At 43.9% G+C, this 15,529-nt stretch carries 12 protein-coding genes; 3 read left to right on the top strand and 9 right to left on the bottom strand.

All coding sequences use genetic code 11. From position 1 onward, the window contains the following. Positions 1-28 precede the first annotated feature (28 nt). The 9 genes from ABD036_RS15110 to pilM form a co-directional block, all read right to left on the bottom strand. On the bottom strand, positions 29-853 hold the full coding sequence (locus ABD036_RS15110) for a Dam family site-specific DNA-(adenine-N6)-methyltransferase (protein WP_343861378.1): 825 nt from the start codon (positions 851-853) through the stop codon (positions 29-31). Between the two features lie 29 nt (positions 854-882). Then, positions 883-2,307: an SPOR domain-containing protein gene (locus ABD036_RS15105; RefSeq protein ID WP_343861376.1), complete on the bottom strand. Its 1,425-nt coding sequence runs from the start codon at positions 2,305-2,307 to the stop codon at positions 883-885. A gap of 14 nt (positions 2,308-2,321) precedes the next feature. Next, complete coding sequence (gene aroB / locus ABD036_RS15100; RefSeq protein ID WP_343861374.1) at positions 2,322-3,389, bottom strand: 3-dehydroquinate synthase; 1,068 nt, start codon at positions 3,387-3,389, stop codon at positions 2,322-2,324. Positions 3,390-3,416: 27 nt separating this feature from the next. Further along, positions 3,417-3,932, bottom strand: a complete 516-nt coding sequence (gene aroK / locus ABD036_RS15095; protein ID WP_343861418.1) for a shikimate kinase AroK — start codon at positions 3,930-3,932, stop codon at positions 3,417-3,419. Between the two features lie 234 nt (positions 3,933-4,166). Further along, positions 4,167-5,927: a type IV pilus secretin PilQ gene (locus ABD036_RS15090; RefSeq protein ID WP_343861372.1), complete on the bottom strand. Its 1,761-nt coding sequence runs from the start codon at positions 5,925-5,927 to the stop codon at positions 4,167-4,169. Beyond that, a complete protein-coding gene (locus ABD036_RS15085) occupies positions 5,920-6,456 on the bottom strand; it encodes a pilus assembly protein PilP (protein ID WP_343861370.1) in 537 nt (178 codons plus the stop codon). Before ABD036_RS15085 ends, ABD036_RS15090 begins: the two co-directional genes overlap by 8 nt. Then, complete coding sequence (locus ABD036_RS15080) at positions 6,453-7,052, bottom strand: type IV pilus inner membrane component PilO (RefSeq protein ID WP_343861368.1); 600 nt, start codon at positions 7,050-7,052, stop codon at positions 6,453-6,455. Before ABD036_RS15080 ends, ABD036_RS15085 begins: the two co-directional genes overlap by 4 nt. Further along, positions 7,049-7,633, bottom strand: coding sequence for a PilN domain-containing protein (locus ABD036_RS15075; protein WP_343861366.1), 585 nt, complete (start codon positions 7,631-7,633; stop codon positions 7,049-7,051). The genes ABD036_RS15080 and ABD036_RS15075 overlap by 4 nt, the downstream gene beginning before the upstream one ends. After that, complete coding sequence (gene pilM / locus ABD036_RS15070) at positions 7,621-8,688, bottom strand: type IV pilus assembly protein PilM (protein WP_343861365.1); 1,068 nt, start codon at positions 8,686-8,688, stop codon at positions 7,621-7,623. Before pilM ends, ABD036_RS15075 begins: the two co-directional genes overlap by 13 nt. A gap of 136 nt (positions 8,689-8,824) precedes the next feature. Between pilM and ABD036_RS15065 the strand changes: the two genes are divergently transcribed. From ABD036_RS15065 to ABD036_RS15055, 3 genes are all read left to right on the top strand, one after another. Beyond that, positions 8,825-11,527, top strand: a complete 2,703-nt coding sequence (locus ABD036_RS15065; RefSeq protein ID WP_343861363.1) for a penicillin-binding protein 1A — start codon at positions 8,825-8,827, stop codon at positions 11,525-11,527. 186 nt (positions 11,528-11,713) lie between these two features. Further along, entirely contained in the window at positions 11,714-13,402 is a 1,689-nt protein-coding gene (locus ABD036_RS15060) for an NAD-dependent malic enzyme (protein ID WP_343861361.1), read from the top strand. A gap of 1,126 nt (positions 13,403-14,528) precedes the next feature. After that, positions 14,529-15,479, top strand: a complete 951-nt coding sequence (locus ABD036_RS15055; protein WP_343861359.1) for a hypothetical protein — start codon at positions 14,529-14,531, stop codon at positions 15,477-15,479. Positions 15,480-15,529 lie beyond the last annotated feature (50 nt).

Genomic DNA, 15,529 nt, shown 5'->3' with positions numbered 1-15,529 from the left:
CATATTTACTGCACGCCTTTTACAGTGACTATGAAGGCAAATACAAGGCTAATAATTCACCTACCTTATTACGAGTCCCCGCATTTTGACTGATGGTGCGGCTGACCATAATTTGGCTCATATCTGACTGACTATAAATTTCCCGAGTGAAGGGGGTATCGTGATTGCTTATCAGCACAGTTACTTTCTTTTTATTGGCATTATGTTCAGCCAATTTGGCCAGTATTAGTTGCTCATCTAGCGAAAAACCATTGATACTGTAATTGGTAAAGTTCGCCGTCAAACTAATGGGAGCGTAAGGGGGATCGCAGTACACCAAATCGGATTTTCTGGCGCGCTTAAATGACTGTTGAAAGGGTTCACAGGTAAAGGTCGCTTTTTGTGATTTTTCGGCAAAGTAATAGAGTTCTTTTTTAGGGAAATAGGGCGCTTTGTACCGGCCAAATGGCACGTTGAAACCGCCAGATAGATTGTAGCGACATAGGCCATTGTAGCCGTGTCGATTCAGATATAAGAACAATAGGGATTTGAGTTGGCGATCTTGGGTTTGGTTAAATTCCTTGCGAAGTTCGTAGAACCGTTTTTCCTGATTATTGGCCGCACAAAACAGCTTTTCAGCTTCGCAGATGAAGAACTCAGTGTTGTTTTTAAGCTCAGTGTAAAGGCCGATCAAATCTGGATTAATATCATTTAGTATGTAGCGCTCATAGTCAGTGTTAAGAAACACCGAACCTGCACCCACAAAGGGTTCGATCAGCTTTTTACCTTCTGGCAGTCGGCGGCAGATTTCCTCAACCAAACCGTACTTTCCACCCGCCCACTTCAAGAAGGCTCTGTGCTTGATTTTCTTCATTTATTCACTCGTAATTCAGCCGTTTCATCTCACTGTTGTGGAGCGTCGGCTAATAATTCTTGCTTAATCTGTTGGCTAGATTTAGCGAAAGGTTGGCTTTGATCAATGGTGCTTGGTAAGGATGAAATGTAACTCCTTGCTTGGGCAACGCTTTCAAAGGTTTGCGCAAACAGTATCACATGCCAATCGCCACCAAACCTTTGGGTGGTGTATGTCCAGCTGTTGTCCTCAAGAGCGTGTTCGACAATGTAGTCATCTCTTATATTACTATCACCCATAGCAGCCAGTTGTAACAGGTAGCGCCCATCGGGGAGTGACAAAAGCGGATTGGCATCGGACAGCTCGGTTGGTTGGGGGTCTTCCGTAACTTCCTGTGTTACTTGTTTAGGTTTAGTTTGTTTGATTTTATCGACTTCGGTTTTCCAGTCAGTCACCAAGGCCTCCGATTGGGACGTTAGATCCTGTGTGTCTATCTTAGTTTGTGCTTGACTCTGTGAGACCTCAATATTTTGCTTAGTGTCGTCAAGTTTGTCACTGGGCTCAGTTGATTTAGTTATCGCCAGCGTGTTGTTAGTTTTGCTTGTATCTTTCTCTGCGATATTGCTACTGGCTTGCATTTCATGCTCAGTGGACTCTGCATTGATATCGTTTCTAGTGCCAGGTTCATCGCTTAAAGCTGATTGCTGCACACGCTCACTATCGATGTCTTGTTGCTGAGTTTCGGTAAAAGACGGTTGTAAGAAACGCGATATTTCTTGAGGATATTGCCAGAATAAAATGGCACCAAAAAGGCCAACAAACAGCAGCATTGCAAGTAACTTGAACCAGCCTTGCTGGATCACTGAATTGCTCGTTTCTAACTCGTCCGTTGCTGAATTGGATTGGGCCTGCAGCTTTGCCTGAATTCGTGCGCGATTAACGCTAATCGATTCATCTAACGGCGATAAGCCAGTTTCAGATGAAACTGTCTCAGTGCTCAATAGAATAGGGATGTGGGCGTTTCTTTCAGATAAATTAATTTTGGCATTATGGGTCCATTGCGCGTCACCAAAAAGCAATACATTTAAATGCCGACCATTGCCGTATTCTTTGTTTTGGATGACTAAATCCCAAAGTTCACTGACAATTAAATCGGATAAGTGTTGCGCAGCACAAATACAGATCAAAACAGGTCCTGATTGCTCTGGAAGTGTTTTTATTAAATGCGCATTTAACGGTGACTGTGAAAATCCGGTCTGATTGAGCAGTTGTTGATATATTTGTGCCCGGCATTGTATGTCAGTGAATTCCGCATGCGCATTGATGTAGGCGACATCGACGTTATCATGCTGACTGGATAAAAATTGTTGTAATGCATTCTGTTGTTGAGAGGCACTGTCGCAACCAATAAAAATAAGTTGAGAAGAATAGGAAACTAAATATTCAAGTCTACTTTGCAACTCATTCATCGCCATTGAATTTGCTCTCGTTATCCAAGTAGTGTGCGCAGAATCGACTGCTCAACATCCTTGGTCACCACGGCACAACCGATACCCTGAGGTATGATAAAACGAATTGCGCCTGCTAGCACTTTTTTGTCGTGTTGCATATGCTGCATGAACGTATCGCAGTCCATCTGTGCAGGTGGTGTTATCGGTAAATTGAATGACTCGGTAAGGGCAATAATACGGTCTAAATCCTGTTGTGATAACCAGCCTTTGTGAAGTGCCACTTTAGCGGCAATGACACTGCCACAGGCTACCGCTTCACCATGCAGCCAGTTACCATAACCTTGTTCCGCTTCAATCGCGTGGCCAAACGTATGACCAAGGTTTAGCAATGCTCGAACCCCTTGTTCGCGTTCGTCTTTGGAAACAATTTCTGCTTTAATTTCGCAGCATCGTTGAATAACATATTTTAAATGTTCTGCTGAGTAGGCTTTGAGTTGCGCTGCGTGTTCTTCCAACCAGGTGAAAAAGTCAGCATCATAAATAATGCCGTACTTAATCACTTCCGCCATACCTGCGGAAAACTCCCTTTGCGGTAAAGTCTTGAGTGTGTCGATATCAATAATCACAGACTTTGGTTGATAAAACGCGCCTATCATATTTTTGCCAAGCGGGTGATTAACCGCTGTTTTTCCGCCCACCGAAGAATCCACTTGAGACAGCAGGGTAGTCGGAACTTGAATAAATGGCATGCCTCGTTGAAAACTTGCCGCCACAAAGCCTGTTAAATCACCAATAACTCCGCCACCTAATGCAATTAATGTGGTGTCGCGTGCTGCTTGTTGGCTAAGTAGTTCTGTGATGACGTATTCAAATTTGCTGAGGTTTTTATGCTGTTCGCCATCAGGTAAGGTGATGACGCTGACATCGATCCCTTCGAGGGATGCTAGAAGGGCTTCTGAATAAAGCGGTGAAACCACGTCATTGGTTACCACTACTGCACGTTTACTTGGAATATCGGCGCTAAAAGATCCGGGACGGGTCAACAGGCCTGCATCAATGTGGATAGGATAACTACGCTCACCCAACTCGACTTTTACTGTTGACATGAGCGCTTCACCTCGACGTTATCAGAATTACAGACCGATTTTTTCTATGATTTGGTTTGCCACCGCGCGAGCACTTTGGTCGTCGGTATCTACAACGTAATCAGCTACTTCTTCATACAAAGGATTACGCGAGCCGGCTAAATCTCTTAATACGGCTTCAGGATCATCATTTTGTAACAATGGACGACGTTTGTCTCTTTGAGTACGTGCCACTTGCTTGTCGATAGTCGTTTGCAGATATACCACGATACCTCTTGCTGACAAACGGTTACGGATATTTTTGCTGACGACTGAGCCGCCGCCCGTTGCCAATACGATCCCTTGTTTATCGGTCAAGTCGTTGATCACACCTTCTTCTCTCAGGCGAAAACCGTCTTCACCCTCAAGGTCAAATATCCAAGCGATATCAGCACCTGTGCGGCGTTCAATTTCCTGATCTGAGTCAAAAAATTCAAGATGAAGTTCGTCGGCGAGATGCCTTCCTATCGTGCTTTTGCCAGCTCCCATCGGGCCAACAAGAAAAATATTACGTTTTTCAGCCATTTTTGCTTTTATCACAACTCAAGTTCATTGGGTTTTCGTGCCCAATTTTGAAAGATACCGTTCCGTTTCATTGTAGAACGGTGTAAACCAAACCTCGTCGAAAATTTCGAGAGCGGGATTATCTCAGTTAAAGGCAGAAATTTGCAAGTTTTGTTGTGCAGTAGTGGCAAGTCTTTGCAAAAAAACACCGATTCGACGTGTTTAACGACGACGGATCGGTGTTTTGGAGGATGTTTACAGGTTTTCTGCGAGGATCTTCGGTGTTACAAAAATTAATAACTCACGCTTTTCGTTAATTCGTTGAGTGTTTTTGAACAAATGTCCAACTACAGGTAGATCACCCAGTAATGGCACTTTAGCAACATCGTCGGTGGAGGTTTGTTGGAAAATACCGCCAAGCACGATTGTCTCGCCATTCTCAACCAACACTTGAGTACTAATTTCTTGAGTATCTATTGCGATGGCAGGTCCAGTTGATGTGGATACCGTTTCGCCACGTGTATCTTGAGTGACAACCAAATCCAAAATGATGCGGTTATCAGGAGTGATATGTGGTGTTACTTTCAAGCTTAATACCGCTTTTTTGAATTCGACTGATGTTGCACCACTAGAGGTGGCCTGCACATAAGGAATTTCAGTACCTTGTTCAATATAGGCTTCGCGCTGATTCGCCACCGTGATACGCGGACTAGCAATGATTTCACCTTTGTTCTCAGACTCCAACGCACTGAGTTCCAAATCAATGATGGTACCATCGACTAAACGTGCAATTTGCAATCCGATACGTCCTGCTGGGTTCGAAACCGGTAGATTTACGTTAAGACGGTCCGATAAAGAAGGGAAACTGCCGCCTGCGACGCCATCTGCACCTTCCAATGAACCTGATACGCCGCCATCACTTGTACGGTCGCTGAAACCCCAGCGCACGCCCAGTTGCTCGTCAACGTTGTCACGCACAGTTACCATGCGTGATTCAATTAGCACTTGTCTAATTGGAATGTCCAATGCTTCGATCAGTGCTCGGGCTTCATCAATCGAAGCTTGAGTATCGCGCAGTAACACCGTATTGGTGCGCTCATCGATTGCCACTGAGCCTCTCGGGCTAAGGATACTAGAATCAGCCGATTTTAATATGCTCGCCATCTCTGATGCTTTGGCATAATTGATTTGGATATTAACCGAATTAAGCGGCGCTAAATCAGCAACCTGTTGCTGCGATTGCAATTGTTGAGTCTCTCTTGCGGTTAGCTCTTCAGAGGGCGCAATAAGTAAAATATTACCTTCAAGTCGTTTGTCTAATCCCTTTATTTTCAGGATCATTTCAAGCGCTTGATCCCAAGGAACACCAGACAAACTAATAGTAACATTACCCGACACTGTGTCAGTGGTGACCAAATTAAAGCCGTTTACTTGCGCAATAATCTGCAGCACTTGGCGCACAGGTACATCTTGGAAATCTAATGAAATAGGCTCACCGCTAAAGCCGTTGCTTGATGTGCTGGCCGTTTCTTCAGGGGCTTTTTCAATTTCTATAATTAAACTATCGTCGTTTTTCTTGTGGGAAAATACCGCTTTGCTCAGCAAGTTAAATTCCACGCGACTGCCATTAGTATCTTGATAAGTTTCTATTTCTGTTACCTGAGTTGCAAAATCAGCGACGTCTAACTTGAACAACTGATCGGCACCTAATTTTACCGCAGGCAATGAAAGGATCAGTCGATTCGCCGTTTGCGAAATTTGCATTTGATAGTCAGTATTGCTGAAATCCAAGGTCACTCGTGCACCACCTGTGGATGTGCGCTTAAAATCCAGCTCAGTCATATTTGAGCGAAAAACACTCGCGACTTGCTTGTCAGTATCAACGAGCACGACCTGAGTTTCTTGACTCAAAGACTTAAACGATACAAATGACATTCCAACCACGGCTAACGCAAGCCAATACCAGGTGCGATTCGCTTTGTTTAGCTTTTTATTAAAGATAAAACGTTCAGACATTGTCATTTTCTCCTGCCTGTGAGGACATGCTCAAAGTTGCGTTGTTTTCCTGCCAGCAACCGGCGCCATCGGGCAGCATTTCAGTTATCGAAATTTTGCCATCATTGATTGATGTAATTTTTCCAAAAAACAAACCTAAATAATCTCCTGAAGTAACGCGATGTAGCGACCCATCGTTTGCCGTTACCAATGCCCATTGTCGCCCTTTACTTGTAAAAGTGCCTGAGATTGATAATGCATCCAGGCCAAATGCCTCGAGGGGTTGTTTCTTTCTATTAAAATTCGGTTGCAAGCAGTTGTCTCGCTTAGCCTCTGTAGTTTGCACCGCAACATTTCTAGGCCGTTTAAATGGGCTACGCAAATCACCAGCCTTGTATTCAAAAGCCGGTTGAGTTTTAAACTCTGGATAAGGTTCGATACTTACCGGCGTACTTTGTTTCACTTCTACCACATAGGTGACCAAATCATCGGTTTGCGCTTCGCAGCCACAAAGTAAAGCAGCAGCGATAATGACGGTTAACTTTTTCATTTTGACTGCTCCGATACCGCAGTGCGATAAGTTTTTGCTTGTAGTTGGAGCTTCAATTGACCACCGTCTCGGGTAATATCAAAATTATGCAGGGTGACGATCCGCGGTAGTCCGGCAATATTTGACACAAATTGACCAAACTCATGATAACTGCCAGTGACTTCCATCTGAATTGGCAGCTCGGTATAAAATTCCTTAGGGATCTCATTTTGCCAATTTATCAGTCTAAACGTCAGTCCTGCGGTCGTGCCTACAAAGGTAATATCGTCTATTAAACCAGGGGTCTCATTGCTAGTAGGCAATGATTTTAACATCGACGAAAAGTCGTCTTGGATGCGCTTAAGTTGCTCTTCATAGGCCTCAAGGTTTACCGCAATCCGATATTTCGCAGCAAACGTTTGCTTTAGTTCTGCTTCTTTAGCTTGTACTTTGTCGAGTACTGGAAGCTTAGAAGAAATTAAACCGTAATAACCGCCAACTGCTACTAACACAACGATAAACAACGTCACTACTGTTTTAACTTCAAACGGCCAATTAGCCACTTGTTCGAAGTCGAGTTCGTTCATCTCTTTGAGTTTATTTACATCAAACTTCATTTCTGAACCTCCTGCTCGGCTTCAGAAAAATCAGGAGCCACTTCAGAGTTGATAGAAAATGTCAGCTTGAATTCACTCACCGCATCTGTTGCAGAGGTATCGGCAACAATCGAAGATAGCTCGCCATTGCCAAATATTTTAGATTCTTCAATGTTTCGCATGAAAGAAGACAACCGATTGTTCGATTCGCTCACACCGGAAACCTGAATGATATTGCCTTGACGCGAGAACGAACGGAATGAAACGCCTGGTGGCAACATTCTGGCAAGTTCGTCAAATACAATTGGCGCGACATTTCTGCTGGTTTGCAGTTGTTCGATCAACGCCATGCGTTGTTCGATGGCTTTCTTACTCTCTTTGATATCTTTAATCTTGGTGATTTCTGCATCTAATACCGCAATCTGTCCTTCAAGGAATGAATTACGCTGGTTTTGATTAGCGATTTGGCTATCTATTAACATGCCTACCAGCCATACGAGGATCATCACAAACAAGGCAACCGCGAAAAGCAGAGTCAAAAACTCTTTTTTCTGTTGCTGGCGCATTACTTCACGCCACGGTAATAAATTTACATGTGACATGGATTGAAGCTCCTTGACGCTAAACCTGCTGCTATGGCAAGTTGCGGGGCTACTTTATCAAAGCCTTGCTGAGCCGCTTTTTCTGACACTTGCATATTTGCAAATGGATTAAAGATACTCACGCTGACACCCAATTCATTTTCTAAGTCAGTGGCAATTTCTTCAATATTGGCACCACCGCCACATACTAAAATATGTTCAGGGCGATCTGCATGAGTTGAGCTGATATACATCTGCAATGCGCGGCTAATATGTTGATTCAAATTGGCTAAAAAGATAGGGAAAGTGTCTTGACGCCAAGTCGCAGGTAACTCTCCTGCGACCAGCTGTTGCTCTGTTTCTTGTTTATCTAAGGTATGAATAATACTTAAGTCCTGGATCAGGCTGTCCATACCAAAGCTGTGCTCTTTGCTATAGATCACTCGGTCGTCTTTTACCACGCAAAGTTGCAGTTGAGATGCACCTATATTAATGCAGACACTGGCTTTGCCTTCTTCTGTGTTAGCAAATTCACGCACTGCATTGCCTAATGCATATCCTTCTATGTCCATTACTTTGGGTTCGAACTCTACTTCCCTTAATAAGGTAATGCGGCTATCGACCATATCTTTATGAGCAGCACTCAGTAGCACATCGACTTTACCAGTGTGCGTTTTGCTTTCACCGATTTCTTCGAAGTCCATGTAAACTTCTTCTAGCGGGTAGGGGATTAAGCTGTCGGCTTCGATCTCGATTTGGCTCTCTAATTCGAAATCTTGTTGATCTGGATCCATGAAAACGACTTTACTGAGCACCGAAGAGCCTGACACGGCAACAGCAACATCTTTTTTCTTGGTTTTCAATGCCAGCTTCACTTTTTTAAGCGCATTGCCTACTGCATCGAAATCTCTTATCTCTCTGTCAGTAAAGGCATTGCCGTTTATCTGCTCGCATGCGAAACTCTGTACCTTAATTTGGTCACCTTCGCTTTCAAACAGCACGGCTTTTACATACCGTGTGCCGATATCGAGACCGATAATTTGAGATACCTTTTTCTTGAAAAGTTCTTTAAACACAATTAGTTCCGAACCATCTTAGTTGCCTTAGTTTTACCATTATTACTTATTTTTTAGTTTTTTATGGTTCTAATAACGGTACATAGGTATAAAATATAAATCATTTCGTCAATTTTGCTCTGGTAGTATTAATTTTGTGAAGTACATCAAACTGTTATTTATAATGAGTATAGCCGCATTTTTCGTTGGTACGATAGCGATTGTGGGTATGTATTTTTATATCAAACCCGATCTGCCCAGTGTAGACGTCCTTAAAGACGTGCGCTTGCAGACGCCAATGAAGATCTACACAAAAGACGGTAAGCTAATTTCCCAGTTTGGCGTGAAGCGTCGTATCCCGCTGCAACTTAAAGATGTACCTCAATCCCTCGTCAACGCTGTCCTTGCTACAGAGGATAGTCGATTTTACGATCATCCTGGTATAGATCCTATCGGCATGGCGAGAGCTTTTGTTAATTTGCTGGTGACCGGCGAAAAAGGACAGGGCGGTAGTACGTTAACCATGCAACTCGCGCGTGGGTTTTTTCTTACTCGAGAAAAGAAATTCATACGTAAGATCAAAGAGATATTTATTGCGTGGCACATGGAAGGTTTGCTAACTAAAGACGAGATCCTTGAGTTATACCTTAATAAGGTAGAGCTAGGACATCGAGCGTTCGGGTTCGGTGCGGCTGCTCAAGTCTATTATGGCAAGTCGGTTAACGAGCTAACCTTAGCTGAAATTGCAACTATTTCAGGGCTACCTAAAGCCCCATCAACGCTCAACCCTATTAGTAACCCCCAGCGCGCTAAACAACGCCGTCGAGTTGTGTTGTTGCGAATGTTAGATGAAGAATATATCACCCGTGCAGAGTTTGATCAGGCCGCTAATGCGCCCGTTATAGCGAAGAAGCACGGCGCCGAAATTGCCTTAGATGCGCCTTATTTAGCGGATTTGATTTACAATGAAATGATTGAGCTTTACGGCAAAGAAGAAGCGGAAACTGGCGGCTATCAGGTTTATGCAACGGCGCCTTCAGACATGCAATTAGCCGCTCAACAAGCGGTTACACTCAACCTTCACGATTACGACGAGCGTCACGGTTACCGAGGGCCAATTCGAGTACTATGGCAAAAATTGGATGCGACGCAGCAATCTGCTGCAGCGCAATTAATTGACCAGCAAGGAGCTCAGGTGTCTTATGACACAGAGGCATGGACGCAACAGCAAATCCTTGATTTATTGCAAACCTACAATCCTATCGGGGCTCTATATCCCGCGGTTATAACTGCTGTGGAAGAGCAAAGTATTCAAGTCCTGGATCGCCAAGGCGAGACCCTTACGATCGACTGGAAGGGGCTGCATTGGGCTCGTTCTTTTATCGATGATAATCGCCAAGGTCCAGATCCTAAACTAGCGACTGATATTGTTAACGAAGGCGAACTCATTTGGATCCGCTTTAATCAAGAAGCCCAACATTGGCAGCTTTCCCAATTACCGCAAGTCAGTGGCGCATTTGTCGCGTTAGATCCAAGCAACGGTGCTGCTCAAGCTGTTGTTGGTGGTTATAGCTTTTATCAAAGTCAATTTAATCGAGCGACTCAGGCCAAACGACAAGTGGGTTCTAATATTAAACCCTTTATTTATTCTGCAGCATTGGATAATGGCTACACCATTGCGAGTATCATTAATGACGCTCCTATCAACCAATGGGACGCCAACACAGGTGTCGCGTGGCGTCCTCAGAACTCTCCCGCAGTTTATGATGGACCAATCCGCATGCGTGTTGCTCTAGGTAAATCTAAAAACGTAGTGTCAGTGCGTTTATTAAGGGCGATTGGTATTGAAGCGGCGGTAAACCATTTGACTAAATTTGGTTTCGATCGTGACGAAATCCCCAAGGATGAAACCTTGTCATTAGGGTCAGGTTCTCATACTCCTTTAGAAGTGGCGACTGCCGTAGCGGTGATCGCTAATGGTGGGTATTTCGTTCGTCCACACTTTATTCAACGCATTGAAGATGAGACTGGAACGCTGCTATGGGAAGCAAATCCAGCAGTGGTATGTGAAGATTGTGAGCTGGTTGATTCTGATGACGCTGTTGAACAGCAATCGACCACTATTGAGAATGATGAATTAACAGATAAACAAATTGAAGCATTGCTGGCGGCCGAATTGAACGGCTTAACTGAACCTAAAGAAGAGGCACAGCCTAAAAAGCCCAGAATACTCGCACAGCGTGTGATATCTGCTCAAAATGCCTTTTTGGTGGGCGAGATGATGCGCACTGGTGTGCGAGGTAATGGACGTTGGAGTAACGATCCTGAGCGCAACACTTACTGGTTAGGCACTGGGTGGCGAGCTAGAAATATTTTAGGAAGAACAGATTTAGCCGGCAAAACCGGTACAACAAACGATTCTCGAGACGCATGGTTCAGTGGTTTCGCTCCGGGTCTGGTTGCCACGTCATGGGTAGGCTTTGATGATATGAGCCGGATGTTGGGCAGAGCTTCGCGCAATCAAAATTTGATCAACGAGAATCCTGAGAAATTTAACTGGATGGGGAATGCAATGATCGGCGCTGAGGATGGAGCCAAGGCATCGCAACCTGCTTGGATACGATTTATGCAAGTTGCGTTAAGCGATGTACCGGAAACACCCAAACCCATTCCTGAAGATATTGTGACAGTGAGAATCGACCGTGATACTGGTAAGTTGACCACACGCACTGACTATACCTCAATGTTTGAATATTTTGTTGCCGGTTCTGAGCCAGAATCTTCGGTTAAGTCTGATTCAGTAATCAATCCTTTTGAGACGGAATCAGAGAGCAAAGTTGAGCCAGAAGATATTTTTTAGTCTGATTGTCGCTAAGCACCTCTGACCAGATAAATTGATACTGAGTTTCTTGGCACATCAGCTACACTTGCGCGCACATCAGCGCTTTACATTTTTTCGCAATACACTGGCTTTGCACTATAGTGTGTTGACGCATTTTAGTTAAGATTTGCATCTTTTATTTGACTAACTTTAATTACGGGTCCTATGAGTAATACATCAAAATATCTATATATTCCCCACGCAGGTCCTGCACTGCTTGAAACGCCGCTGCTTAATAAAGGCAGTGCGTTTACCGCCAAAGAAAGGGAAGTTTTCAACTTAACTGGATTACTCCCGCCAAGATATGAAAGCATCGAAGAACAAGTTGAAAGGGCATACATGCAGTATTCGAGTTTTACTGCCCCAATCAACAAGCATATCTATTTGCGTGCCATTCAAGACAATAACGAAACCTTATTTTATCGTTTGGTGCAATCCCATATCGACGAAATGATGCCAATTATCTATACCCCAACGGTAGGAGATGCTTGTGAGCAATTTTCCGATATTTATCGCAGCTCTCGAGGCTTGTTTGTGTCTTACTCTGAGCGCAGTCAAATGGACGATATCCTCAGAAATGCCACCAAGCGAAAGGTTAAAGTCATAGTAGTGACAGACGGCGAACGCATTTTAGGTTTAGGTGATCAAGGGATCGGCGGTATGGGGATCCCTATTGGTAAATTGTCTCTATACACCGCGTGTGGGGGCATCAGCCCAGCCTATACGTTGCCCGTTATGCTGGATGTTGGCACCAATAATCAAAAGCTACTTGATGATCCTATGTATATGGGCGCCAGACACAAGCGTATTGAACAGGACGAGTATAACGAATTTGTTGATACCTTTATTCAAGCAGCACAACGTCGTTGGCCCGGTGTCATGATCCAATTCGAAGACTTTGCTCAACCTAATGCAATGCCATTGTTGGAGCGTTATCGAGACCAAATTTGCTGCTTTAATGATGATATCCAAGGTACCGCGGCCGTTACCTTAGGTTCGATTCTGGCGGCATGTCGCAGTAAAGGTGTGCAACTTCGCGATCAAAAAGTGGTATTTGTTGGTTCGGGATCTGCAGGTTGCGGTATTGCCGAGATGATAGTCAGCCGCATGTGTTATGAAGGCTTAACCGATAGCGAAGCACGCCAACAGGTCTTTATGATCGACCGCTATGGTTTGCTTACCGAAGGTATGGAAGGCTTAAGAGATTTCCAGCAAAGATTGGTTCAGCAACCTGACAATATGGCTGATTGGTCTTACAGCGGTCAATGGGCCTCATTATTAGATGTGATTAACTGCGCCAAGCCAGATATTTTAATCGGCGTGTCAGGCCAAGCCGGTTTATTCACGGAAGCGGTAATTCGTGGCATGAAACAAAATTGTGAGTTGCCCATCATCTTTCCATTAAGTAACCCCTCAAGACAAGTGGAAGCGCGCCCGGAGCAGGTCATTGAATGGACTGATGGCAAGGTGATTATCGCGACTGGAAGCCCGTTCCTCCCAGTAGTATATAAAGGTAAGACTTACCCAATTGCCCAGTGCAACAACAGCTATATCTTTCCAGGTATTGGGCTAGGGGTGATAGCTAGCAAAGCTAAGTTGATCAGCGAAGAGATGTTAATGACCACCTCTGAAGCCTTGGCGGATGCTTCTCCTTTGGCAAATGGCGGTGACGGAGCGCTATTGCCTCCGCTAACCGAAATAGCTAGCTTAAGTCGTAAAATTGCCTTCGCTGTGGCCAAAGTCGCTCAGCAACAAGGACACGCATTGGAAACCACTGACGAAGCGCTCAAAGCCAGTATTGACAGTAATTTCTGGCAACCTGAATACCGTGAGTATAAGCGTGTGAGTCTTTAACTAAATCGATTTGAACGCAGTGCGTTTACTCACTTCATAGCCCGACTCGTTCGGGCTTTTTTTGTCGTGAATTAAGACCGAGGTTGACTGGTATTCAACACCAGTCTCAGGTGTTCGAATTCAGCAATTAAAGTGGGTGTCCTTGTAATTTCGCCCGACTTGCTCGGGATTTTTTTTATCGCAAATTTAGGCTGATTCTGAGTGATATTCAGCACCACACTCGGGTGTTCGACTTCAACAATTAAAGTGGGTGTCCTTGTAATTTCGCCCGACTTGCTCGGGATTTTTTTTATCGCAAATTTAGGCTGATTCTGAGTGATATTCAGCACCACACTCGGGTGTTCGACTTCAACAATTAAAGTGGGTGTCCTTGTAATTTTCGTTTACTCACTTCATAGCCCGACTCGTTCGGGCTTTTTTTATCGCAAATATAGGCTGACTCTGAGTGGTATTCAGCACCACTCTCGGGTGTTCGACTTCAATAATTAAAGTGGGTGTCCTTGTAATTTCCCACTCGGGTGTTCGACTTCAACAATTAAAGTGGGTGTCCTTGTAATTTCTTCGAATTCAGCAATTAAGGTGGGTGTCCTTGTAATTTCTTGTTAGCGAAGTGTAGGGTTATTTTACACTTGGAAAATTAACCCTTGGATCTAAAGCTGAGCTTTTTTATAGAGTGTTTTATTAGTCGAAGATAAATAAAAAAATAATCGGTGTTAGAGTGCTGCTTAGTTGTAGTTTGGCTGTATAAGCAAACTCAATCCTTTGATTATATAACGTTTTTTGGTTTTGTTATGTAAATTTCAAGCGTGTCGTCCTTTGGTTTTTTGCCATTTTATGGAAGTTAACTATCAATATTGTATGTTTGAAAAAGTAAATTTTTGGGTGTTTAAGTTACCCTGTGTGGCTAATTTTGTCGCATTTACACTGTCAGGAAAATTTACACTTTGCGCAATTTTCCGCCTATAAAAACACCCGCAATTTTACAAGTGGTTAAAATATAGCCATTTTGTTGTTCGGGCTTATTATATGCATATCCATATTTGCTTGAGTCTATATTTTTAAAGAATACCAGAGGGTGTTGGTTGTAGCTGGTACATAGTTAGTTACTTTTCAAAGGGAAATTACGATGAAAAAATTGATGAAAACGATGCTGTTACTGTCCAGTATAACTTGGACAACAAGCGCATTTTCAATGCCTTTTTCTGTTCTATGGTGGGATTCTACGCCTACCTATGGCAGTCAGGCTGCTGACATACTCAGACAGGAAATGTCTGACTATTTGACAAACTTTAATGGCGGTGGGGTTTTCAACTCAACTTATGTAAGCAGCGAAGTTCCTGGTACTTTAGCCACTCAACTTGGTAGCAATAGCTATGACGTAATTGTGTTCGATGCAACGAGTCAGGGGCCGAAATTCAATGCGAGTGATTTAACCGCAGTGCAAAATCACTATGCGTCTAAGTCAAATCTATTGCTGGACGGTTCACTGTATATTCGCAGTATTGCGTACAATGCTACTACCGACTTTCCCGGACCAAACGGTGCCCTTGGGGGACTCACTGTAAATGAAATTAATCAATTAGCCACACGCGGAGGCGGAATCATGATTGGTACTGATCATAATTGTTGCCAAGTTGATGCTAACCAAATCCTATCAAGTGTTGTACCTGGAGCAAGCTTTAGCGGCTCCACGATCCCGTCTACCGACGGCGTATTTTACGGGGGTGATATGCTCAATGACGCAGTAGCCATTGCTGCGGTTGATGTGTTTAATCATTGGGATTCGGTACCTTCACAGGCTATCGCTCCTACTGGTGATTTCACTGATTTCTTTGGCAATGATATTACCTTGTATAGCCAAGTTGACGTGGCAGACAAGCCCGGTGGTGGACCTAAGTTTTCTTACATTTCTACTAGTTGGGAGCCCGGCTCAGGTACAACCGATGTTGACGATGACACTATCGGCGGTGATTCAGGTGATCCTGGGCAAATACCCGAGCCATCTGTTGCCGCGTTAATGATGTTAGGTGTGTTGTTACTTAATCGAAAACTTAGACATAAAAGCGAAACAATCTAATCATTAGGTTAGACAAAACTGATTTTATCTGTGGTTATTGCGCCTCACAT

The organism is Aliiglaciecola litoralis (assembly GCF_039523355.1).
Classification (GTDB): Bacteria; Pseudomonadota; Gammaproteobacteria; order Enterobacterales; family Alteromonadaceae; genus Aliiglaciecola; species Aliiglaciecola litoralis.
Note: the sequence above shows the minus strand (reverse complement) of the source record. Positions and strands in the feature narration are given on the sequence as shown.

Bases quoted from the DNA above. Each gene is read 5' to 3' on its own strand.
- ABD036_RS15110 (WP_343861378.1), bottom strand. From the start codon at position 853: ATGAAGAAAATCAAGCACAGAGCCTTCTTGAAGTGGGCGGGTGGAAAG.
- ABD036_RS15105 (WP_343861376.1), bottom strand. From the start codon at position 2,307: ATGGCGATGAATGAGTTGCAAAGTAGACTTGAATATTTAGTTTCCTAT.
- aroB (WP_343861374.1), bottom strand. From the start codon at position 3,389: ATGTCAACAGTAAAAGTCGAGTTGGGTGAGCGTAGTTATCCTATCCAC.
- aroK (WP_343861418.1), bottom strand. From the start codon at position 3,932: ATGGCTGAAAAACGTAATATTTTTCTTGTTGGCCCGATGGGAGCTGGC.
- ABD036_RS15090 (WP_343861372.1), bottom strand. From the start codon at position 5,927: ATGTCTGAACGTTTTATCTTTAATAAAAAGCTAAACAAAGCGAATCGC.
- ABD036_RS15085 (WP_343861370.1), bottom strand. From the start codon at position 6,456: ATGAAAAAGTTAACCGTCATTATCGCTGCTGCTTTACTTTGTGGCTGC.
- ABD036_RS15080 (WP_343861368.1), bottom strand. From the start codon at position 7,052: ATGAAGTTTGATGTAAATAAACTCAAAGAGATGAACGAACTCGACTTC.
- ABD036_RS15075 (WP_343861366.1), bottom strand. From the start codon at position 7,633: ATGTCACATGTAAATTTATTACCGTGGCGTGAAGTAATGCGCCAGCAA.
- ABD036_RS15060 (WP_343861361.1), top strand. From the start codon at position 11,714: ATGAGTAATACATCAAAATATCTATATATTCCCCACGCAGGTCCTGCA.
- ABD036_RS15055 (WP_343861359.1), top strand. From the start codon at position 14,529: ATGAAAAAATTGATGAAAACGATGCTGTTACTGTCCAGTATAACTTGG.